Raw genomic sequence first — 21,483 nt, 5'->3', positions numbered from 1 at the left:
ATCACGAAAATGCGACCAGAAAACAACAGCCGTAGTGACGGCATTCGCGCTTAAGCTCGATGGCTGTTGAGCGCCCCGGAAATACGCGCAAAAAAGCGTGCCGGCAGACGCTTGTGGTCTTGCAGCACGAAAATGTGAGGCGCGAGACATCCGAATTTCGATCCCATGGCGGCACTTCTAGCAGCTTCTTTGGGCATCGGCAATTCAAACCTTTTGCCTGTGACCATGCTCATGTTGCGGATGAGAGCGTGCGGCGGAAGCGATAGAGTGCCATGCCAAAGAAGGCGGCCCCGATCAGCACCAGCGCGGCCATGGACGGCCAGACCAGCGAAAAACCCGCGCCACGATAGAGAATACCTTGTGACAGAGCGACAAAATGCGTCGAGGGTGAAATCTGCATGGCGTATTGCAGCCAACTCGGCATGCTCTCCATCGGCGTTGTGCTGCCCGACAGCAGGTTCATGGCAATCAGCACCGGAATGGCAATCAGGCCAAATTGCGCCATGGAGGTTGAGGCTGTGGCAATCAAAATGCCCAGCGAGGTCACCGAAAATTGATAGAGCAGGGCCGCCAGAATGAACAATCCCAGCGATCCCGCTACCGGCACGCCCAGTACCCGCTCGACCATAACCAGCAGCGAAACAATGGATGCCACCACAATGACCAGCCCGTTTGACCAGATTTTGGCAAACATGATCTCGCCGGGCGTGACGGGCATGACCAGAAGATGCTCAATCGTGCCACGTTCGCGCTCACGGATCAGGGCAGCGCCGGTCAGGATCACCGAGAGCATGGTGACATTGTTGATCACCTGCATCACCGCCGTAAACCACATGGACATCAGGTTGGGGTTGAAGCGGGCGCTGACCACGAGATTGATCGGCAAGGCGGTTGCCATGTGCGGCAGGGCGGTTCTCACCTCCTGCAGAATGATGCTCTGGATATAAGAGGCACCGTTGCCAGCCTGCGACATGGCTGTCGCATCAATATCAAGCTGCACGGTGGGTTTCAGATTTTTGAGGGTGTCTTGCTCGAATTTTGGCGGGATCTCCAGCACAAAAACATATTTGCCGCTGTTCATCGCCGCATCCACGTCTTTTGCCTCAATCAGGGCCGGTTCCTTGAAAAACGGCTTGATCAGGCCATCGCGCAGCCGGGCGGAGAGCATGGAGCGATCCTCATCCACCACAGCTACAGAGGCATTGCTGACCTCCATATTGGCCCCGGTCGCCACAGTATAAACGGCCACGGTGAACGCGTAGACAATCAGGATCAGCATGACTGAATCGGCCTTGAGGCTGTAAAGCTCCTTGATGCCGAGGCGTAAGATGCGCATAAGGCTTTGTTTCATCTCATGCACTCCGCTTGCGCAAAGCCGACAAGGCAATGACGATAAACCCGATACCAAACAGCAAGAGCATGGCGAGGTTGCTCCACAGATCTGCAAACCCCAGCCCCTTGGTCATCACCCCGACGGTGATGGGCTGATACCAGGCTGCGGGAAACATCAGCCCCATCAAGCGGCCACCACCCGATAGCGATGACACCGGCACCAGCAGGCCGGAAAAATTCACCGCAGGGACTATGGCAATAATCGCCGTTGCAAAAATCGCCGCCACCTGGCTGCGCACAAAGCTCGACACCACCAGGCCAAATCCTGTGGCGGCAAACACATAGAGCAGCGAGGCCGACACCAGCGTGAGCATCGATCCCTTGATCGGCACATGAAAGACAAGGCGGGTGATCAGCAACAGCAGCAGAAAACTGGCAAAAGCGATGGCCACATAAGGCAGTTGCTTGCCCAGCAGAAACTCGATCCGGGTCACAGGCGTTGCCTGAAAATTGGCAATCGAGCCGGTTTCCTTTTCCTTGACGATTCCAAGTGCTGTCATGATGGCGGGAATGAGAATGAGCACCAGAACAATGACGCTCGGCACAATGGCATTGGCACTGACAAAGGCCTGATTATAGCGGAAGCGACTATCAATCAGCACCGGCGAGGATGATATGGTTTTGCCGGTGCGGCGTCCTTGTGCATCCGCCAGATAGCTGTTGACCAACCCGATCATGTAGCCACGGGCGGTTTCGGCCCGAAACGGCATGGCCGCATCCAGCCAGATGGAGACCTCCGGCGTGTTGCCCCGCTCAAGGTCGCGGCCGAAATTGGGTGGTATCTCCACACCGACGCTCAGCTCGCCGCTTTGCATCCGCTCTTGTAGCTCTTTCGACGAGGCAATGGCCCGGCGCTCGGTAAAATAGCGAGAGCCTTGCAGACTTTCCACCAATTGGCGGCTTTGCGCCGATTGATCCTGATCGTAAACGGCAAAGGGCAGGTGTTCCACATCAAAGGAAACACCGTAACCAAAGGTCAGCAACAGAAGGGCGGGACCGGCCAGCGCAAACACCAGACGGGCGCGGTCACGCAGAATTTCCAGCATTTCGCGCCGGGCATAGGCCCAGAGCCTGCCCGGATCAAACCGCCGCATCCGTTTCTCCTCATGGGAATCGGTGGGCGCCTCGGCCATCTCTTCCGTGGCATCCGCGCCCATGCCCGCCTCTGTGAGCACATCTATGAAGGTCTCTTCAAGAGTTGCTTTGTGGCGCTGTTCGCACAATTCCTGCGGCTGGCCAACGGCCAGAACGCGCCCTTGATGCATGAGGGAAATACGATCACAGCGGGCCGCTTCATTCATGAAATGGGTGGAGAGAAAAATGGTGACGCCATGGTCGCGCGACAGGGACATCAGCGAGCGCCAGAACGTATCACGCGCCACGGGATCAACGCCGGAGGTCGGCTCATCCAGAATGAGCACTTCCGGCTGGTGAATCACGGCTGCCGCCAGCTGTAGCCGCTGGCGAATACCCAGTGGCAGATCATCGGGGCGCTTGTCTGCCACATCGGCCAGATCATAATCGCTCAGCATGGCTTTGACGCGGGGGTCGATCTGATCTTTAGGCAGTTCATAAAGCTGGGCATGCAGCAGCAGATTTTGCCGCACACTCAGCTCACCATAGAGCGAAAAAGCCTGCGACATATAGCCAACCCGCTTGCGGGTTTCGATGTCGCCTGCCAGCAAGGGTTGGCCAAACAGTTTGGCAACGCCATCGCTTGCGGGCAAAAGCCCGGTCAGCATTTTCATGGTCGTGCTTTTGCCGCTGCCGTTTGAGCCGAGAAAGCCAAAGATTTCGCCTTTGGGAATGCGAAAACTGACATGATCAACCGCAACAAAATCGCCAAAGCGGCAGGTCAGACCTTCCGCCTCAATGGCGGGCGGGCCGTCGGTAAACACCCGTGGCGGAAGAGAGATAAGTGTGTCCACAGGCTTTTGCGAAGCGTTTTGCGAAACGGGCATCAGACTGGCGAAGGCCTCATCCAGTGTTGATTTGCCGGCTAATTTTCTAATCTCATCCGGGCTGCCGGTGGCCAGCACATGGCCATCATGCAGGGCCGCCAGCCAGTGAAAGCCCTCTGCTTCCTCCATATAGGCGGTGGCGACAATCACGCTCATGCTGGGGCGTCGGGCGCGGATGCGGTCGATCAATTGCCAGAACTGCCGCCGGGATAGCGGATCAATGCCGGTGGTTGGTTCATCCAGAATGAGAAGGTCGGGATCATGCAAAAGCGAGGCGCAAATGCCGAGCTTTTGCTTCATGCCGCCAGACAGCTTGCCTGCCGGGCGATCGCGATAGGGCGCAAGGCCGGTGACCAATAGCAGTTCATCCATGCGGGTCTGACGCTGCTGGGCGTTCTGGCCGAACAGCCTGCCAAAAAAATCCAGATTTTCGGCAACGCTCAAGGTCGGGTAGAGATTGCGCCCCAAGCCTTGCGGCATATAGGCAAGGCGGGTGCAAACCGTGCTGCGGTGGCCGGAAAGCGCCATATCGCCGCCCAGCACCTCAACATGGCCCTGCTGAATGCGGGTGACACCGGCGATCAGGCCCAGAAGTGTGGATTTTCCAACCCCATCGGGGCCAATTAGACCGACCATGCAGCCTGCCGGAATGTTCAGATGGATCCCGTCAAGGGCCGCCACATCACCATAGCGATGGGTGACGGACTGAAACCGTGCGACAAAATCCGTCATTGTGGCAGCTTTGTTTGCAGTTCGCTCGGCCAGGCTGTTGCCGGATTGCTGCGCACATAGCCAATGCCGCGAATGCCGGTTTTGACCTGATTTTCATGGCTTTTGAGCAGTTCGGGGGCGATCTTCAGCTTGACGCGAAACATCAGCTTCTCACGCTCGTCCGAAGTCTCCACTGTTTTGGGAGTGAATTGCGCTTCTGACGAGACAAAAGAGACCGTGGCCGGAATGACATATTGCGGAATTGGGTCCAGAATAATGCGGGCCTCATCACCAAGGGACACCTTGCCTGCCGCCTTGGCCGGGACAAAAATGGTCATACTGACATCGGAGAGATCAAGCAGGGTGGCAATGGGTGCACCCGCAGCCACCACTTCGCCCTTTTGCACCAGTTTATACTCGATCCGTCCGCGCGTCGGCGCTTTGAGCGTCGAATCATCGATTTGTGACTGGATGCGCGCCACCTCGGCCTGTGCCGCCTCGGCAGCCGCACTGGCCTCCGTGCGGCTGGCAGTGGCGGCTTGCAGGGCGGCTTCTGCCACGCGTAACTGGCTTTCGCGGGCATCGCGCTGTTGCACGGTGCCGCTGCCTTTCTCGCTCATGGTTTTGGCGCGTTCATATTCCTGTTTGGCAAGTGCCAGCTCACTTTGCCTCTGGGTGATCATTGCGTCGGCGGCAACTTCGCTGGTCAGGCTCTGGCGCACCTTTGCCTTGCTGCCCACCAGTTCAGCATCAAGGGCTGCGGTATCCATGCGCGCCAGCACGGTGCCAGCATCGACGATTTGGCCTTCAGCGGCAAATATCTCCGCCACGCGGCCCGCAAGCTTGGAGGAGATGAGGATTTGCTGTGCCTCAATGCGGCCGTTGGAAGTGGCAATATCGGGCGGCAGTTTCTGGCCTGCCAATTTGCTCCACAGGGCCTCAAACCGGTTTTTCAAGGCTTGGTCGTTCTCTGCCGCGAAACCGGGTGGGGCAAGTGAAAGGGCAAGCAGGGCCATGGCCAAAAAGCGTTTGGACAGCAATATCACAACATATCTCCGACGGAATGAAACCATGGAATAGAAAGAACGATGCCCAAGCATGGCGCAGTTGCGGGGCATCCGCTTTGATATGTGTCAAAGTGATGATTACGTTTGAATGACAATTTCTATGGTCGTTACACCAGAAAGCAGCGTTTTATGCGAGAGTCTGTCAGGTTCAAATTGAACCAGACAGACTCTCGATTTCCTTGTTTTCGTTTATCTATTCGGGAAAACCGGATTCCACTTTTCCCTGACAAACTCTAACGGCTGGCGTAATCCTTGGCGCGCATGCGCTTTTCGATCCGCCTCAGCGCAAGTGAGAGGCCGATGGTCAGGATCAGATAAATATAGGCAACGATGGAATAGGTCTCAAAAAAGCGAAAGCTGCCCGAGGCATAGATTTTGCCAGCCTGACTGATATCGGCGACGCCGAGCACCGAGACCAGCGAGCTATCCTTGACCATAGCGACAAAATCGTTGGACAGCGGCGGGAAAATCACCCTGATGGCCTGCGGCAGCACCACAAGACGAAAGCGCTGGCTGCGGGTGAGGCCCAGCGATTTGGCCGCTTCGATCTGGCCCTTGTCGATCGATTCAATACCGGCGCGGAAAATTTCGGCAATGAAGGCAGAATAGCCGATGGTCAGCGCAATAATGGCCCGCCACATCAGCGAGACATCGCGCACCTGCAAAGGTTCCATCCATTCAGCTTTTATCAGCGGAGCGGTCAGCGTATTGAAAAGGCTGACAAAGCCGGGGGCACCGACAAAGGCAATGTAAAACAGCAGCACCAGCACAGGAATGCCGCGAATAACCTCGATGTAAAACCGCGATATCTGCCGCAGCACAATGCTGTCTGCCATGCCCGCCAGCGCAATCAGCAGGCCAAGAAGCGAGGCCAGCGCAAAGCCCGTGACTGTGACAAAAATCGTGACACCAATGCCCCGTGATACTGTTTCAAACACCTGCGCATAGATGTTGTTGACGGCAATGGTGATCGCAAGCCCCAGCGCCAACGCGCCAAGGGCCACCAACCAATAGGGATAATCTTGCTTGCTGCCACTTGGCAGGGTTTGCAGGCCCATGGATGTGGTCCAATCCGGGGCTTTACTGACCCATCTTATAGGTGACAAACCATTTCTGGTTCAGCGCGTCCAATGTCCCATCGGCTTTCATCTCGGCAATAGCGGCATTGACGGGTTTCACCAGAGCCGAACCCTTGGGGAAGATAAAGCCAAAATCCTCTGCACCGAGCGGCTCACCAATGATTTTCAAAGCGCCGTTTGAGGCGTCCACATAGCCTTTTCCGGCAACGCTATCGCTCAACACCAGATCCACATCACCGGCCTTGAGAGCCTGCACGGTTGCACCAAAGGTTTCCATCAGCTTGATGCGCGGGTTTTGCTCATTGCCGTCCAGCACCTCATTGACGGCGGTATAAAACGGGCTGGTGCCCGGTTGCGCACCAATCAGACCCTTTTTGAATTCGCGAAAGCTTTTGGCATCGGTGAAGCGTGTCTCGTCACCGCGCACCAGCATCACCTGTTGTGAGCGCATATAGGGGTCGGAAAAATCAACCTTCGCCTTGCGCTCTTCCTTGATGGTAATGCCGGTCATACCGATGTTGTATTGTCCATCGGACACAGCCTGAATCATCGCATCCCAAGAGGTGTTTTGATATTCGACCTTGAAATTCAGCCGTTTGGCAATTTCATTCATGGCGTCATATTCCCAGCCCACGGCCTGCCCGGTGTTGGGATCAACGAACTGCAAGGGCGGATAGGCATTTTCTGTCGCCACCACCACTTTCATGCCGTTCAAATCGGGCAAATTGGCCGCCATGGCACCCAAGGGTGCAAGCAAAAGAGCGGAAAGACCGGCGAGAACGGCGCGGCGCAGTAGCATATGATTTCTCCTGAGATGTGGCGAAGGCACTTTGTCACAAGTTGTTGTGGCATTTCAAGGAATGAAAAGCCATTTTCCGCGTTTAGCGCGGCTCCATCACACCAAATACGGCCACAAGTGCAATTGCGATAATGGCAAGCCCAATCTCCAGAACCGTGCCGAGCCGCAAAAGCCGCAGGGCGCGGTTGCGATCATCGCTCATCAGTGGCACAAAGCCATAACGATTGATGCAGGCAATGATGACCATAATCAAAGCCACGACAATCTTCAGCTGCAAAAGACGCTGATAGGGCACCGTTACATCCAGCCAGACCCGGCCCAGAATCATCCAGCTGTTCAGGACGCCGGTGACAAGCGTCAGTGCCACCGCGCCGTGGCCGAATGTGGAAAATCGCATGAGGGCTGCGATTGATGCCTCCCAGTCCTCACCTTTGACGGGGCGCTTCAAAAGCAGAAAAACCGGAAAGAGTGCGCCAATCCATGCGCCAACCGCCAGCACATGCAATCCATCATTCAAAGGATGCAGCAGGCCAAGCAGGCCTGAATGCATGGCTGCATGACCGCTCATGGTCAGGCTTGCCAAAAATAAACCCGCCCCCACGGTTAAACAGACAAGACGAAAGCCGGGCAGGCTCAAGTAGGTGATGGTCAACACAAGCGCCAACAGCATCTGCACGGCAAGCGCCCACCCGCTCTCTGTGTCCATGACCAGATCGTGGATCAGGGAGAGATTGGCTGCATCGCTCCAGCCATCACCCAACATGGCAGCCGTTAATGGAATTTTGCAGGCGGCGGACACAAGCAGCAAGCTGACAGCCGAGGCGGTGAGGGAATTGAGCTGGCGTTGCAGCTTTGCGGCCAGCGCTGGCGCAACACCTGCCCACAGATAGGCATGCGCGCCCCAAAGCAGGAGCGCGCAGCCATCGACCACAAAACGGCAAATGATGAGAGCTTGATCAGGGGTCACGGCTTGATGGTGAAACTGGTGCTGCCCTTGGATTTATGACCATCCACGGAAAGGGCATGCCAATCAACGGTGTAAGTGCCGGGTTTCAGGGTTGCATTGAGCGGAACGGTCAGCGCCTTCTTGTCCTCGCTCAATGTCGGGGTGCCAATCTGGACCTTTTCCTTCTCGGGACCCGTCACCTCAACGCCGGAAAACTTCAATTCGAGGCCTTCGGTGAAGCTCAGGTCAATCTCTTTCGGGGCGGTGGCAACGGTTGCCTTGTCAGCCGGTGTGGCACTTGCCAGATGGGCATGGGCAAAGGCCTGACCAGACAGAGAAAGTCCGGCGAAAACGGTCAGTGCTGCAAGTGTTTTCAAAGATTTGGTCATGGTTTTCTCCAATTGTCGCCCGATCAGGGCATGGCGTATCGTTCAACTTTGTTTCAAGAGCGCGTCGCGAATGGTGGCAAGTGCCTGGTCTTTTTCAGTCTGGTAAGGGATCATGTCTTTCAGGCGGCCATCGGGACCGATCAGCAGTAAAGAGATTGTGTGGCTCATGTGATAATTGCCGTCCTCACTGGGAAGTTTTGCGGCATAGATCATCCAGCCATCGATAACCTTTTTCATCTCTGCTGGATCACCGGTGATGCCGGTGATGCGGTCGCTGATGGCGCTGACATATTGGTGCATGATGTCTGGTGTATCGCGCTCGGGATCAATGCTGAAGAAATAGGCCTTCAGCGCTTTGCCGTCCGGCCCCAGCGTTTTCATCCAGTCGGCCATTTCAAACAGCGTTGTGGGGCAGACTTCCGGGCAATGGGTATAGCCAAAATAGACCAGTGCCGGGCTGCCCTTGAAGATCGATTGATCCACCGCCTCGCCTCGATCATTGACCAGCTGAAAGCGGGCATTGAACGGGCCGGGACGCGCGCTGTCGGCGGCCACCCAGATCATGATGCCAATCAGGCTGGCAACAAACAGGCCTGCGACAGTGAGAGCGGCGATGAGTTTGGGGCTTCTACTCATTTTGTCTGGTCCATGGGCATGGTGTGTGGCATTTCGTGATGATCATGCGCGGGGGCGCTTTTATCATCACCATTCGGGGCGACCACTGTGAATTCCACCTCAACCGGCCCGGCCTTTTCGAAATTCAGCACCGCCTTGATTTTTTCGCCTTGCTGGAAAGGTTTTTCCACGTTCATGAACATCAGGTGGTAGCTGCCGGGCTTCAGTTCGGTCTTGGTTTTTGCTGGCACGGCAAGGCCCTGCTTCAGCTCGTTCATGGACATTACTCCATCAGCGATTTTCATTTCATGCACCTGGATGCTGCGGGCACGTGGGCTGGACCCGCCAACCAGCCGATCATCGGTTGCACCTTCATTGTCAATGGTCAGATAGCCACCGCCCACCTGTGCACCGGGCAGCATGGCGCGGGCAATGGGGTGGATGATGTGCAATTCGCCCACCTTGACGTCTTGGGAAAAGGCAGGCTGTGCCAAAAGGAGGGCACTGACTGCGGCGATGGTGATCAGGAGACGTTTCATGATGATCTTCCTTACGCGGCAATTGAAGGGGTGGGTGAGGAAAGAGGGTGGAGCGCAACAATCACGGGTGCGCCGGCAATGTCAGGCAGCAGAAGGGCTTTCATGCCGTAGACGCGCTCCAGCCGTTCTTCGGTCATGGCCGTGGCAAAAGGGCCTTTTGCCTCCAGCCTTCCGGCATGCATCAACAAAACCTCGTCACTATAGCGGGCGGCGAGGTTGAGGTCGTGAATGGCCATAATGGCCAGCGCGTCGTTTTTGCGGACATAATCGCGAATAAGCTGCATGACTCGCATCTGGTGGGCCATGTCGAGGGCGCTGGTGGCTTCATCCAGCAGCAGCAGTTTGGGGTTTCGGATCAGCCTCTGTCCCAGCAGCACCAGCTGTTGCTGGCCGCCTGACAGGCTGGTCATGGGCCGGTTGGCCAGCGCCATGATGTCGAGGCTTTGCAACATCTCGCCCGCGGCATCCATCTGGCTGGTCTTGATGCGCAATCCCAGCGCTTCATGCTGGCCCAGCAGCAGTACTTGCAGCGCGGTGAGATCGGCATCGACCCGGCATTGCTGCGGCATATGGCCAATCATGGGCGGGGTGAGGGGTGTGCCATTCCAGGTGATCTTGCCTGTTGCGGAAAAGCTGCCGGCCAGCGCGCCCAGCAATGTCGATTTGCCCGCCCCATTGGGGCCAATGCAGCTGACCAGATGGCCCGGCTGCAAATGCAGCGTTACATCATGCACAATCGGTGTTTTACCACGGCTGACATTCAACTGCCGTATCATCAAGCCACGGGTCATCGCTTTTGGCCTCCGCTGCGGTTGATAATCAGGGCAAACAGCACGGGCACGCCCGCGATGGCGGTGACAATGCCCACCGGCAAAGCACCGGCGGGCGAAATCACTTTGCCAATCACCGACGCTGCCACCACCAGAACAGCACCGGACAAAGCCGAGAGTGGCAATGTCAGGCGGTGATCTTCGCCGACAAGAGCGCGGGCCATATGCGGGGCAATCAGCCCGATAAAGCCAATGGTGCCGACAAAAGATACAGCGGCGGCAGTGAGAAGCGCGATCAGCACAAAACTGCGGCGGCGCACACTTTCAACCGAGAGGCCAAGGCTGGAAGCATTGGCATCGCCCAATCTGAGCACAGTCAGCTTCCAGCTATCGACCATGGCAATGGGAAAGCACACCAAAAATATAGTCCCAGCCACCGCAACACCGGACCAACTGGCTTTGAGCAGGCTGCCAAACAGCCAGAACACGATCTGTTGCAGCACTTCCGGACTGGCCAGAAACTGCAACAGCGCTTGCAGCGATTGAAAAAAGAACATCACGGCAATGCCGGCCAGCACCAAAAGACCGGCACTGGCACCGCGCAACATGGCCACGACATAGACCATGCCGCAGGCAGCAAGCGTCATGACAAAAGCGATCAAAGGCGTGGCGATGGAAAGGGGGATCATCAGCACCCCCCCAAACATGATGGCAATTGCTGCGCCAAAACCAGCGGCTGCCGAAAAACCCAGCGTAAACGGGCTTGCCAGCGGATTGTCGAGAATGGTCTGCATTTTCAGCCCCGCAAGGCCTAAGCAGGCACCGACAACAATGCCCATGATGGTTTGCGGCATGCGCAATTGCCATAGAATGATGGCGTTCATTCTATCCGCACCCCAAGGCCCGGCCAGCAGCGTTTTCCAGATATCGGCAAGGCTCATGCCGGAGGGGCCTGACACCAGATCGGCAAGGACCAGTGCCAGCAAAACACTGCCAATGATCAGAAACGCCAGCCGGTGCCGCTGGCTCGCTTGCCGATAACCAAGGCGCATACTGTCTGTTTGTGCAGAGATGGGCAGTGTCATTGGGCGGACGCTTTATAAGACAGCATGAACACGCCATCGGCTTTGATCGGCAACCACTTTGCATAATAGTCGCGCAGATTCTGGGCTGGATCGATATCGGCAAAGGCGGCCGGATAGAGCTGCTTTGCGATATATTGCGTAAAGGCGTAGTCATACAATGTCCGCGCGCCACCATGATAGATGGCAAAGACATCGCCGTTCTTCACCGCAGGCAGCTCTGACCAGCCGGGGCGGGCAACATAGGCTGCCATGCGCTCGCGCGTGATTTTGGGGTCGGCACCAAAGCCCACCTGCACCGATTGCGGCTTGTTCAACCATTCAGACCCTGCGAGAAAAATCAGGTCCGGCTTTTGCGCCAACACATATTCCGGGCTAAGAGGCCCCCAATTGGCAATCTGCCCCTTGGCAATGTTGTGGCCACCGAGACTGGTGATCAAGGATCCCCACATGGTATCGCCATAGGAATTGCCAATCGAATCGGCTCCCTTCTGCGCCAGTTCGACATAGACTTTCTTGGTGGTGGGGCCTGCGGCCTTGATGCGGGCATCAATATCGGCCATGGCGTTTTTATAGTTGTTTGCCAGCTTTTCGGCGCGGTCTTCAGTGCCCATCACCTTGCCCAGAACCTCGGTGGACAGCACATGTTTGGCAACGGTCTGACTGTTGAAATCCAGCGTCACCACCGGAATCCCGGCTTCTTCAAAACGATGAACCCCATCGCCCAGCGAATCGTAAGACCACGATGCGAGAATCACCAGATCGGGCTTTGCTGCAATGGCTTTTTCGATGGAGAAATTACTATCTTCCGTGGAGCCGACATCGGGAATGGAGCTCAATTTGGGCAGGACTTTTTCGTAAGCGGCAAATTGGCTGGGCCGCCAATCTTTCCAAGGACCGAGAGAAAGGGCAACCACCTTATCGATGGCACCGGGACCAGCGACGGCGAGGTAGTCTTCATAGTAGAAGCCTAATAGCACCCGTTTCGCAGGCTGTGGCAGGGTCACGGTGCGGCCTTTGACGTCGGTTACGGTGATCTCGGCTGCGGCCTGTCCTGCCACCAATCCGGCGCACAGCAGGGTGATGCCCATGAGGGCGGACGAGAAAAATGTTTTGGTCATACGCGTTGCTCTTTGGTGTCGCGTCAATGCCTTGCTCCTTTGGCAGAGCGTCGAGGCATGTCAGTGATGGCTGTAATAATGTGAATTTTTATCGCAAAGATTGTGTTTCGTGCCAGATAACGCAGTTATCACCAATCAGGGTGGTGTTAGATGCGTCACTGCCGAGCCCTGTTGAGGGTGGCCTTATCAGGCTCATCCTGTCGATTGGGCAGCACTTGCTTTGCGCTGAAATCAGGCGCGTGGCGGCGCTCGTGGTGATGTATTGGGGGAGAAAATACGCGCAAAAATTGGCGAGTCTATACGCTGGAACGTCAGTTTGCGTTCAAGCTTAACAAGCAGACCCCCGGTATCAGCGGGAGCAGGCAGCAAGATCGAGGCGGAAATCCGGCAGGCTTCGCAACCACCATCGGCCTTATGCTTGTGATCATGGTCTGCTGTTGCGTAATCTGCGATGCACAGAACAGGCAAGGTGCCGTCAGGAAGCGTATAGGCGGCAATTTCCGCTGGTGTTAGCGGGGATGCTGATGCATTCGGGATTTTATGGGCAAAGCCGACAGCAATCAGCGCCAACATGCAAAATGCATGTATCGCCATTCGCCATGTCATGTGCTGTGCGCGCATGGTTATCCCCTGTTCCACATCGGATTGGTAACAGCGGCCTTGATAATCTTCAAGCGTGATTGGTGCGCATGGCCTGCGGCGCGTGGCCGCACAGATGGGGGTTCAGCTAAAATAGAAAAGGCGACCCGAAGGCCGCCTCTCTGAAAACCCGAAGGGCAGAATGCTTATTCAGAAGCCTCGGCAGCGGCTGCGGCAGCAGCTGCTTCTGCTGCGGCCTTTTCAGCGGCCAGAGCCTGTGCTGCGGCGACCTTTTCAGCTTCCAGACGTGCCTTTTCTTCGGCAGCGGCGGCGCGTTCAGCGTCGTTCAGCTTGCGAGCGCGGGTACCGGTGTTTTCAACGATACGAGCAGACTTACCGCGACGGTCGCGCAGGTAGTACAGCTTGGCGCGACGCACCTTACCACGACGAACGATTTCAACGCCTTCAACCATTGGCGAGTAAACAGGGAATACGCGCTCAACGCCTTCGCCGTAAGAAATCTTGCGAACGGTGAAGCTCTCGTTGAGGCCGCCACCCGAACGGGCAATGCAAACGCCTTCGTAGGCCTGTACGCGGGTACGCGAACCTTCTGTCACGCGCACGTTAACGCGAACGGTATCGCCAGGAGAAAACTCAGGCAGGGTGCGCTTGGCTTCGATCTTGGCGGCCTGTTCGGCTTCCAACTGTTGAATGATGTTCATTGGTCTAACCTTTTCAAGTTCTTCTAAAACAGCCAGAGCGCTCAACAGTTTGCTTTTGGTCACTGCCTCAAGCTTACGCCTTGCGGCGGGAGCGGTGTCACGTTCTTTGTTTGCTGGTAGACGGGACAAGGCCCATTTCCGACGCTGCCCATATACCAATCACGGGGGTTTGTCACCCTTATATGGCGTTATTTTTCGCCTTTTTGCGAATTGGGCAATAAATCCGGCCGCCGCTCGCGCGTCAGCTTCAAGGCTTGCTCATTGCGCCATTTTTCAATGGCTCCGTGATTGCCTGATGTCAGCACGGCTGGAATCTCGCGACCTTCAAACACTTGCGGGCGGGTGTAATGGGGATGTTCCAAAAGCCCACCTTCAAAGCTCTCATGCAGGCCAGACAGATCATTGCCCATCACACCGGGGATGATTCGCACCACGGCATCCAGCAGCGTCAGCGCCGCAGGCTCTCCGCCCGAGAGAATATAATCGCCAATCGAGACTTCTTCGAGGTTTCGTGCCTCAATCACCCGCTGGTCAACGCCTTCAAACCGGCCACAGACAATCACCACACCGTCACCACTGGCGATCTCGCGCACCCGCTTTTGGGTGAGTGGTTTGCCGCGCGGGCTCATCAGCAGTCTGGGACGGTTATCGTCGGCAATGCTGTCGATGGCATTGGCCAGCACATCGGGCTTCAGCACCATGCCAGCACCGCCGCCCGCCGGGGTATCGTCAACGCTTCTATGCTTGTCACTGGCAAAATCGCGTATTTGCACGGCGTCAATCGCCCATTGGCCGCGCTCAAGGGCGCGTCCGGCCAAAGACACACCCAGATGTCCCGGAAACATTTCGGGGTAGAGCGTCAAAACAGTGGCTTTAAACGTCATGGTCAGCGCTTGCCCTTGCCAGGGGATTTGCCCGCGGGCTTGCCATCGGGGCTAAAGGGCGGCTCGCTGCCATCTTCAATCAGGCCTGCGGCTTCGGGGTCAATCAGCAGCTTGCCGTCTTCTAGGTCAATTTCGAGAACTGCGGCTTCGGAAAAAGGAATAAGAACCGGACGCTTCCCCGGACCTTTGACTTCCAAAAGATCGCCCGCGCCAAAATCAAAAACAGCGCTCACAGAGCCATAGCTTTTGCCATCCGTATCGACCACTTCCAAACCTTCCAGATCGGCATAGAAGAATTCGTCGTCATCCAGATCATCATCGGAAAGCGCGCTGCGGTCGACAAACAGTTCCAACCCGTTCAGGGCTTCTGCGGCATTGCGGTCGTTGATGCCGCGAAAGCGCACGATCACCACGGTTTTGTTATCGCGCACATCCAGCACTTCAAATTCGCGGCCGTCCTTGGCGTGCAGCTTGCCGTAATCGCCAATCGCCATGGGATCGGCGGTGAAGGATTTGACACGCACTTCGCCCCGCAGCCCTTGCGCTGCACCAATCACGGCCATCAGCACCGGATTTTCAAGCTTGGTCATGGCGGCGGCTTTTCCTTCTTTGGTCGAGGTTTTGCTCATTACTATGGAAGTCGCAGGCAAAAATAAATGCAAAAACGGGCGTCATGTCGCCATGCCGCCCGCTTTTTCAAATTGTGCTCAAAATTATTCAGCGGCAGCAGCAGCGGCTGCATCTTCAGCCTTCTGCTTCTTTTCAGCCAGACGCTCAAGAGCGCGCTTGCCTGGCTTTGCCTTTTCTGGGTTGTTGCGAGCAGCGCGCTCGGCCAGACCAGCTTCAGCCAGGAATTTTAGTACGCGGTCGGTTGGCTGTGCGCCCTTGGCAAGCCATTCCTTGATGCGGTCGGCATTCAGTTCAACGCGCTTTTCGTTATCCTTGCCGAGCATTGGGTTCCAGGAACCAACCTTTTCAAGGAAACGGCCGTCGCGAGGCGAGCGAGCGTCAGCAATAACGATCTGGTAGTATGGACGCTTCTTGGAACCGCCGCGAGCGAGACGAATTTTCAGGGACATGAGGTACTCCTAGGTTTTTATACGACCATCTTTGATGGCCGGTGTTTGTTGAGGCCGCCGTCAGGCGGTCTGTTGGGTATTGCCGCTGTGTTCAGCAGCGATGGCTTCATGATGCCGGATAACTTCCTTGATGATGAAGTTCAAAAACTTCTCAGCAAAATCCGGGTCCAGTTGCGCGTCCTTGGCCAAGCGCCGCAAACGTTCAATCTGGTATTCCTCGCGTGCCGGATCGGCAGGCGGTAAATCGTATTTGGCTTTCAAAACACCGACAGCCTGCGTGCAGCGAAAGCGCTCGGCCAGCATATGAACCAGTGCCGCATCAATATTGTCGATCGACTGGCGGTAGCCGGATAATTCCTGTTTGATGGCGGGATCAATCATCAGTGTCTATCCTCACTTTTTCTTTGGGAGGCCGGGAAGCCCCGGAAACCCTCCACCAAGACCGGGTAATTTTCCACCACCCAGACCGGGAAGACCACCGCCCATGCCACCAAGGCCAGCCCCACCCAGACCCGGAGGAGGCTTGATACCTGCCGCTTCAGCCTGCTTTGCCAGCGCTTCAAGCTGCTTGGGGTCCATGTTGGACAGATCAGGCATGCCGCCCATTCCACCGCCAAGACCCATCTTGCCCGCAAGACCGCCCATCAGCTGCTTCATCATGCCGCCGCCTTTTTTGCCGCCCATCATTTTCATCATGTCGGCCATCTGGCGATGCATTTTCAAAAGCTTGTTGATTTCCGAGGCATCCGTACCGGAGCCTGCCGCAATACGCTTCTTGCGCGAATGCTTGAGAATGTCGGGGTTCGAGCGCTCTGCCTTGGTCATCGACGAGATGATGGCGATCTGGCGGCCAAACATCTTGTCATCCAGACCGGCAGCAGCAACCTTGTCCTTCATGCCTGCCATGCCGGGCATCAGACCCATAATGCCGCCCATGCCGCCCATTTTCTGCATCTGGCGCAGCTGGTCGGCAAGGTCGTTGAGGTCAAATTTGCCCTTGGCCATTTTCTCGGCCATGGCCTTGGCTTTTTCGGCATCAATGTTTTCGGCGGCTTTTTCCACCAGCGAAACAATGTCGCCCATGCCCAAGATACGGTCGGCAATACGGCGTGGATGAAACTCATCCAGCTCGTTCATGCGCTCGCCAATACCGATCAGCTTGATCGGCTTGCCGGTCACGGCACGCATGGAAAGGGCTGCACCGCCACGGCCATCACCATCCATACGGGTCAGCACAAGGCCAGTAATGCCGACGCGCTCATCAAAATTACGCGCCAGATTGACGGCGTCCTGACCGGTCAACGCATCGGCGACCAGCAGAATTTCGTGCGGCTTGGCATTCTTCTTGATGTCGGCCATTTCGACCATCAAGGGCTCATCAATATGGGTGCGGCCTGCGGTGTCGAGAATCACGACATCATGGCCACCCAGCTTTGCGGCCTGCACGGCGCGGCTGGCAATATCGGTGGGCGATTGGCCTGCGATGATCGGCAGGGTATCAATGCCGGTCTGTACGCCCAATTGGCGCAGCTGTTCCTGCGCCGCTGGACGGCGAGTGTCCAGCGATGCCATCAGCACCTTTTTGCGATCACGATCGGTGAGGCGCTTGGCAATCTTGCCGGTGGTTGTGGTTTTACCCGAACCTTGCAGACCCACCATCATGATCACAACGGGTGCGGCGGCGTGCAGATCAATGCCCACGCCTTCCGAGCCAAGCATTTCGACCAGCTCGTCATGAACGATCTTGACGACCATCTGCCCGGGCTTGATGGACTTGAGCACAGCCGCGCCCACAGCCTTTTCGCGCACCTTGTCGGTAAAGCTGCGCACCACTTCGAGGGCAACGTCAGCTTCCAGCAGGGCACGGCGAACCTCCCGCAGCGCCGCCGAGACATCAGCCTCAGAGAGCGAGCCACGGCCGGTCAGTCCATTCAAAATGGAGCCAAGGCGGTCCTGCAGGTTATCAAACATCGCATCTTCCTCATTGTTTCAAAAGCGTTGGGGTGCCTTTAAAACTTTGTGTGTTTCGTTGAAAAAAACAAGACGCAAAGCCAAACGACACCCGAGGGCGCATCGCGCTGTCGGATGTTGACCTCCGGGATCTCTTTATACCTTTTCGGGTCCCGGTCGGCGGCTCGGAGTCTTCTCTCTTCGCAGATTTGGCTGGGGTAAACAGGATTTTGACCGCAGAGTCAAGGAAAATGCCGATTTTTAGCAGCAAAGCTTTTCCTGGGCGCGATTGATCTTATTTGATTATGTATGCGTAAAGAAGGCCAAAGCAAAAAATCAGCAAAGCCCCTCCCCAACCCTCCCCAACCCTCCCCACAAGGGGGAGGGGGTCTGTTGGTGTATTTGGTAAGCGTCTGTTTTTCATCTTGAAATAATAGAAACGCGACCTTGGCAAAGGAATGCAACGCGCTCCCTCCCCCCCCTGTGGGGAGGGTTGGGGAGGGGTTCTTTCGGCACACACCAAGAGTAATCAGGATTCATGATAAAAAACCCTTACTTTTCCGGCCCCATCTCGGATCATTTCGACGGAACGCGCTTTTATAATCCCGGCGGCATTTTACCGCTGGGCTTCGCGGACGTGTTGCGCTGGAAATTGAATGGGCAGAAATCCCGCTGGCCCAAGCGAGTGGATTTGCCATCGGGTGTGGCTGTTCCGGCAAAAACCGTTGACGGTAATGGCTTGCGGGTGACGATGATTGGTCACGCCTCCATACTCATTCAGGTGTGCGGGCTTAATATTCTGGTTGATCCGGTCTGGTCGGAGCGGGTGAGCCCGGTGTCTTTTGCCGGGCCAAAGCGGGTGGTGGAGCCGGGGGTGCGGTTTGCGGAGCTGCCGCCGATTGATCTCGTGCTGGTCACGCACAATCACTATGACCATCTCGACATCAAAACGCTGGACCGGCTGCATCACGCCTTTCACCCGCTGTTTATCACGCCCTTGGGCAATGACCGGATTATTCATAAGGGGGTGCCGCTGGCCAATATCAAGGCGGTGGATTGGGGTGATCACGTAGATATTGCCGAGGGGGTACGGATCACCGCCGAGCCGAGCCATCACTGGTCGGCGCGTGGCATGAATGATCGCTGCATGGCACTGTGGGCGGCGTTTGTTATCTCGACGCCTGTGGGCCGGATTTATCATATCGGCGATACCGGCTTTCATGATGGCATCAATTACCGCGCTGCCGCTGAAAAATACGGTGATTTTCGCCTCGCGATTTTGCCGATTGGGGCCTATGAACCGCGCTGGTTCATGCGAGGCCAGCACCAGAATCCTGAAGAAGCGGTTGAGGGCTTTCAACTGTGCAAGGCGGCCTTTGCCGTGGGCCACCATTTCGCAACTTTTCAGCTCACCGATGAGCCCATGATGGAGCCGGTGGAGCATCTGGCAGAGGCGCTCTCGAAAGCTGGCATAGCAAAGGAGCGCTTTCGACCTTTGCGGGCTGGCGAGGTTTTCGACGTGCCGTTTATAAGGTAGAGTGGCAAAGACTGGTAATTGCGGTTGAATTCCGCCATATAGCGCTGAAATGCGTTGAAGAAGGTGCGCCTATGGGCAAGTTGGTCGAATTTGCAAAGATGAACGGACTTGGAAACAAGATTCTGGTTGTTGACATGCGCGGCCAAACCAAACCCGTGACGCCTGAGGCTGCCATTGCGCTTGCCCAAGACCCTGCCACCAATTTCGATCAGATCATGGCAATCCATGATCCGAAGCTGGATGGCACCTTTGCCTATATCGACATTATCAATTGCGATGGCACGCGGGCGCAGGCCTGCGGCAATGGCACGCGCTGCGTGGTGCAGGCCTTATCGGCAGAGACAGGCCTGAAGGCTTTCATCTTCCAGACGCTGGCGGGCATTCTTAATGCTGTTGAGCATGAGGATGGGTCGATCTCGGTGGATATGGGCACACCGGTGTTTGAGTGGGCCAAAATTCCGCTCTCGGAAGAATTTCACGACACCAGCCGGATTGAATTGCAGATCGGGCCAATTGATGCGCCGATTTTGCATTCGCCCTCAGTCATGTCCATGGGCAATCCCCACGCGATCTTCTGGGTGGATCGTGATCCGATGAGCTATGATCTGGAGCGTTTTGGGCCACTTCTGGAAAATCATCCGCTGTTTCCTGAAAAGGCCAATATCACGCTTGCGCAGGTGACATCGCAATCCACCATGACCACCCGCACCTGGGAGCGTGGGGCAGGGTTGACGCTTGCCTGTGGCTCGGCTGCCTGTTCTGCCGGTGTTTCAGGTGCCCGCACCGGCCACACCGAGCGCAAGGTGGTGATCACGGTGGCCTCAAGCCCCAATCAGCAGGCGCTGACCATCGAGTGGCGCGAGCGCGACAACCACGTGATCATGACCGGCGCTGCCGAATGGGAGTGGTCTGGTCAACTGGACCCGGAAACCGGCGCATGGCAGCGAAATCAGGATCAAGCGAGCGAGGCAACTGGCTCGTGAGCAGCATTGATGTCATCACCTTCGGCTGTCGGCTGAACACCTATGAATCGGAAGTGATGAAGGCCGAGGCTGCGAAAGCCGGGCTGAACCACGCCATTTTGGTCAACACCTGCGCTGTCACGGGCGAGGCGGTGCGGCAAGCGCGGCAAGCCATTCGCCGTGCCCGGCGTGAAAATCCAGAGGCACGGATCATTGTCACCGGCTGTGCCGCCCAGACGGATGCTGCCGGTTTTGCCGCCATGACTGAGGTGGATATGGTGCTGGGCAATGAGGAAAAGCTGAAAGCCGAACACTATCGCGCGCTACCGGATTTTGGTGTGGAAGCGGAAGAAAAACTGCGCGTCAACGACATCATGAGTGTGACGGAAACCGCACCGCAGATGGTGGCCCATATTGATGGCCATGTGCGTGGTTTCTTGCAGGTGCAAAATGGTTGTGATCATCGTTGCACCTTTTGCATCATTCCCTTTGGCCGTGGCAATTCCCGCTCCGTGCCCATGGGGGCGGTGGTGGAGCAGGCCCGCAAGCTGGTGGAAAGCGGCTATATTGAAGTGGTGCTGACCGGGGTAGATGCCACCAGCTATGGTGCGGACCTTCCGGGAAACCCGACCCTTGGGCTTTTGGCCAAGACGCTGTTAAAGCAAGTGCCGGAAATTAGCCGGCTCAGGTTATCCTCGATCGACAGTATTGAGGTGGATCAGCACCTGTTGGATTTGATTGCCGATGAACCGCGCTTCATGCCGCATCTGCATCTGTCCTTGCAGCATGGCGATGATATGATCCTCAAGCGGATGAAGCGGCGGCATTCGAGCGCGGATGCGCTGCAATTTGCCAGACAGGTGCGCTCGTTACGCCCGCATTTCAGTTTCGGTGCCGATATGATCGCCGGTTTTCCCACCGAGACCGAAGAGATGGCGCAAAATTCGGCCCGTCTGGCCGAAGAGATTGGCATTGCCCATCTGCATGTGTTTCCCTATAGCCCGCGTCCTGGCACACCAGCGGCGAGGATGCCGCAGCTTGATCGGGCTGTGGTCAAGCAGCGGGCAGCAGACTTGCGGGCCGTGGCGGAAACGCTGCACAGCAACCACTTGCAGCGTTTGGTAGGGACACGCCAAAAGCTGCTGGTGGAGCGCAATGAAATGGCTCATAGCGAAGACTTCACCCTCGTATCTGTGCCGGGTCATCAGCCGGGCACGCTTATCGAGGCTAACATTTCCGGTCATAATGGCCGTCACCTGATATTTGATGCCGCCAACCCTGTTGCGGCCTGACCAAAGA

General features: G+C 56.5%; 22 protein-coding genes. 3 read left to right on the top strand and 19 right to left on the bottom strand.

The genetic code is table 11. The features are described 5' to 3' along the window. Positions 1-229: 229 nt before the first annotated feature. The 19 genes from E6C51_RS10580 to ffh all read right to left on the bottom strand — a co-directional run bounded on the left by E6C51_RS10580 (position 230) and on the right by ffh (position 17,706). Positions 230-1,351, bottom strand: a complete 1,122-nt coding sequence (locus E6C51_RS10580; RefSeq protein WP_190235915.1) for an ABC-2 transporter permease — start codon at positions 1,349-1,351, stop codon at positions 230-232. 1 nt (position 1,352) lies between these two features. Then, the gene (rbbA, locus tag E6C51_RS10575; protein WP_190235914.1) at positions 1,353-4,085 is read right to left on the bottom strand and encodes a ribosome-associated ATPase/putative transporter RbbA; all 2,733 of its coding nucleotides are present in this window, start codon (positions 4,083-4,085) and stop codon (positions 1,353-1,355) included. Further along, the gene (locus E6C51_RS10570; RefSeq protein WP_456236717.1) at positions 4,082-5,104 is read right to left on the bottom strand and encodes an HlyD family secretion protein; all 1,023 of its coding nucleotides are present in this window, start codon (positions 5,102-5,104) and stop codon (positions 4,082-4,084) included. Before E6C51_RS10570 ends, rbbA begins: the two co-directional genes overlap by 4 nt. A gap of 260 nt (positions 5,105-5,364) precedes the next feature. Beyond that, the gene (locus E6C51_RS10565) at positions 5,365-6,189 is read right to left on the bottom strand and encodes an amino acid ABC transporter permease (protein ID WP_190235913.1); all 825 of its coding nucleotides are present in this window, start codon (positions 6,187-6,189) and stop codon (positions 5,365-5,367) included. A gap of 22 nt (positions 6,190-6,211) precedes the next feature. Beyond that, positions 6,212-7,009, bottom strand: coding sequence for a basic amino acid ABC transporter substrate-binding protein (locus E6C51_RS10560; protein WP_190235912.1), 798 nt, complete (start codon positions 7,007-7,009; stop codon positions 6,212-6,214). Positions 7,010-7,091: 82 nt separating this feature from the next. Further along, positions 7,092-7,976, bottom strand: a complete 885-nt coding sequence (gene copD, locus E6C51_RS10555; protein ID WP_190235911.1) for a copper homeostasis membrane protein CopD — start codon at positions 7,974-7,976, stop codon at positions 7,092-7,094. Beyond that, complete coding sequence (gene copC, locus E6C51_RS10550; RefSeq protein ID WP_190235910.1) at positions 7,973-8,344, bottom strand: copper homeostasis periplasmic binding protein CopC; 372 nt, start codon at positions 8,342-8,344, stop codon at positions 7,973-7,975. Before copC ends, copD begins: the two co-directional genes overlap by 4 nt. A 42-nt stretch (positions 8,345-8,386) precedes the next feature. Continuing rightward, positions 8,387-8,980, bottom strand: coding sequence for an SCO family protein (locus E6C51_RS10545; protein WP_146934309.1), 594 nt, complete (start codon positions 8,978-8,980; stop codon positions 8,387-8,389). Then, positions 8,977-9,498 (bottom strand): copper chaperone PCu(A)C, encoded by a 522-nt coding sequence (locus E6C51_RS10540; RefSeq protein ID WP_190235909.1) that lies wholly within the window; start codon positions 9,496-9,498, stop codon positions 8,977-8,979. The genes E6C51_RS10545 and E6C51_RS10540 overlap by 4 nt, the downstream gene beginning before the upstream one ends. 11 nt (positions 9,499-9,509) lie before the next feature. Continuing rightward, entirely contained in the window at positions 9,510-10,289 is a 780-nt protein-coding gene (locus E6C51_RS10535; protein ID WP_190235908.1) for an ABC transporter ATP-binding protein, read from the bottom strand. Beyond that, positions 10,286-11,353, bottom strand: a complete 1,068-nt coding sequence (locus tag E6C51_RS10530; protein ID WP_190235907.1) for a FecCD family ABC transporter permease — start codon at positions 11,351-11,353, stop codon at positions 10,286-10,288. The genes E6C51_RS10535 and E6C51_RS10530 overlap by 4 nt, the downstream gene beginning before the upstream one ends. Continuing rightward, positions 11,350-12,471 (bottom strand): ABC transporter substrate-binding protein, encoded by a 1,122-nt coding sequence (locus E6C51_RS10525; RefSeq protein WP_210234995.1) that lies wholly within the window; start codon positions 12,469-12,471, stop codon positions 11,350-11,352. Before E6C51_RS10525 ends, E6C51_RS10530 begins: the two co-directional genes overlap by 4 nt. A 231-nt stretch (positions 12,472-12,702) precedes the next feature. Next, positions 12,703-13,092, bottom strand: a complete 390-nt coding sequence (locus E6C51_RS10520) for a hypothetical protein (RefSeq protein WP_190235906.1) — start codon at positions 13,090-13,092, stop codon at positions 12,703-12,705. Positions 13,093-13,256: 164 nt separating this feature from the next. Beyond that, positions 13,257-13,772, bottom strand: coding sequence for a 50S ribosomal protein L19 (rplS, locus tag E6C51_RS10515; RefSeq protein ID WP_146934328.1), 516 nt, complete (start codon positions 13,770-13,772; stop codon positions 13,257-13,259). Between the two features lie 188 nt (positions 13,773-13,960). After that, positions 13,961-14,656 (bottom strand): tRNA (guanosine(37)-N1)-methyltransferase TrmD, encoded by a 696-nt coding sequence (trmD, locus tag E6C51_RS10510; protein ID WP_190235905.1) that lies wholly within the window; start codon positions 14,654-14,656, stop codon positions 13,961-13,963. A 2-nt stretch (positions 14,657-14,658) separates the two neighbouring features. After that, a complete protein-coding gene (gene rimM, locus E6C51_RS10505) occupies positions 14,659-15,246 on the bottom strand; it encodes a ribosome maturation factor RimM (protein WP_190235904.1) in 588 nt (195 codons plus the stop codon). Positions 15,247-15,369: 123 nt separating this feature from the next. Further along, the gene (gene rpsP, locus E6C51_RS10500; RefSeq protein ID WP_146934337.1) at positions 15,370-15,735 is read right to left on the bottom strand and encodes a 30S ribosomal protein S16; all 366 of its coding nucleotides are present in this window, start codon (positions 15,733-15,735) and stop codon (positions 15,370-15,372) included. 60 nt (positions 15,736-15,795) lie between these two features. Then, a complete protein-coding gene (locus E6C51_RS10495; protein ID WP_146934340.1) occupies positions 15,796-16,116 on the bottom strand; it encodes a chorismate mutase in 321 nt (106 codons plus the stop codon). A gap of 12 nt (positions 16,117-16,128) precedes the next feature. Then, positions 16,129-17,706: a signal recognition particle protein gene (gene ffh, locus E6C51_RS10490; RefSeq protein ID WP_190235903.1), complete on the bottom strand. Its 1,578-nt coding sequence runs from the start codon at positions 17,704-17,706 to the stop codon at positions 16,129-16,131. Positions 17,707-18,223: 517 nt separating this feature from the next. Between ffh and E6C51_RS10485 the strand changes: the two genes are divergently transcribed. The 3 genes from E6C51_RS10485 (at position 18,224) to mtaB (ending at position 21,476) form a co-directional block, all read left to right on the top strand. Continuing rightward, complete coding sequence (locus E6C51_RS10485; protein ID WP_190235902.1) at positions 18,224-19,222, top strand: MBL fold metallo-hydrolase; 999 nt, start codon at positions 18,224-18,226, stop codon at positions 19,220-19,222. Between the two features lie 71 nt (positions 19,223-19,293). Continuing rightward, the gene (gene dapF, locus E6C51_RS10480) at positions 19,294-20,205 is read left to right on the top strand and encodes a diaminopimelate epimerase (RefSeq protein WP_190235901.1); all 912 of its coding nucleotides are present in this window, start codon (positions 19,294-19,296) and stop codon (positions 20,203-20,205) included. Next, on the top strand, positions 20,202-21,476 hold the full coding sequence (gene mtaB, locus E6C51_RS10475; protein ID WP_190235900.1) for a tRNA (N(6)-L-threonylcarbamoyladenosine(37)-C(2))-methylthiotransferase MtaB: 1,275 nt from the start codon (positions 20,202-20,204) through the stop codon (positions 21,474-21,476). Before dapF ends, mtaB begins: the two co-directional genes overlap by 4 nt. The last annotated feature ends 7 nt before the right edge of the window (positions 21,477-21,483 follow it).

Origin of the sequence: Gillisella terrae (genome assembly GCF_004801395.1) — a bacterium.
Taxonomy (GTDB): domain Bacteria; phylum Pseudomonadota; class Alphaproteobacteria; order Rhizobiales; family Rhizobiaceae; genus Allorhizobium; species Allorhizobium terrae.
The sequence above is the reverse complement of the archived record's forward strand: the minus strand, read 5'-3'. Positions and strand labels throughout refer to the sequence as shown.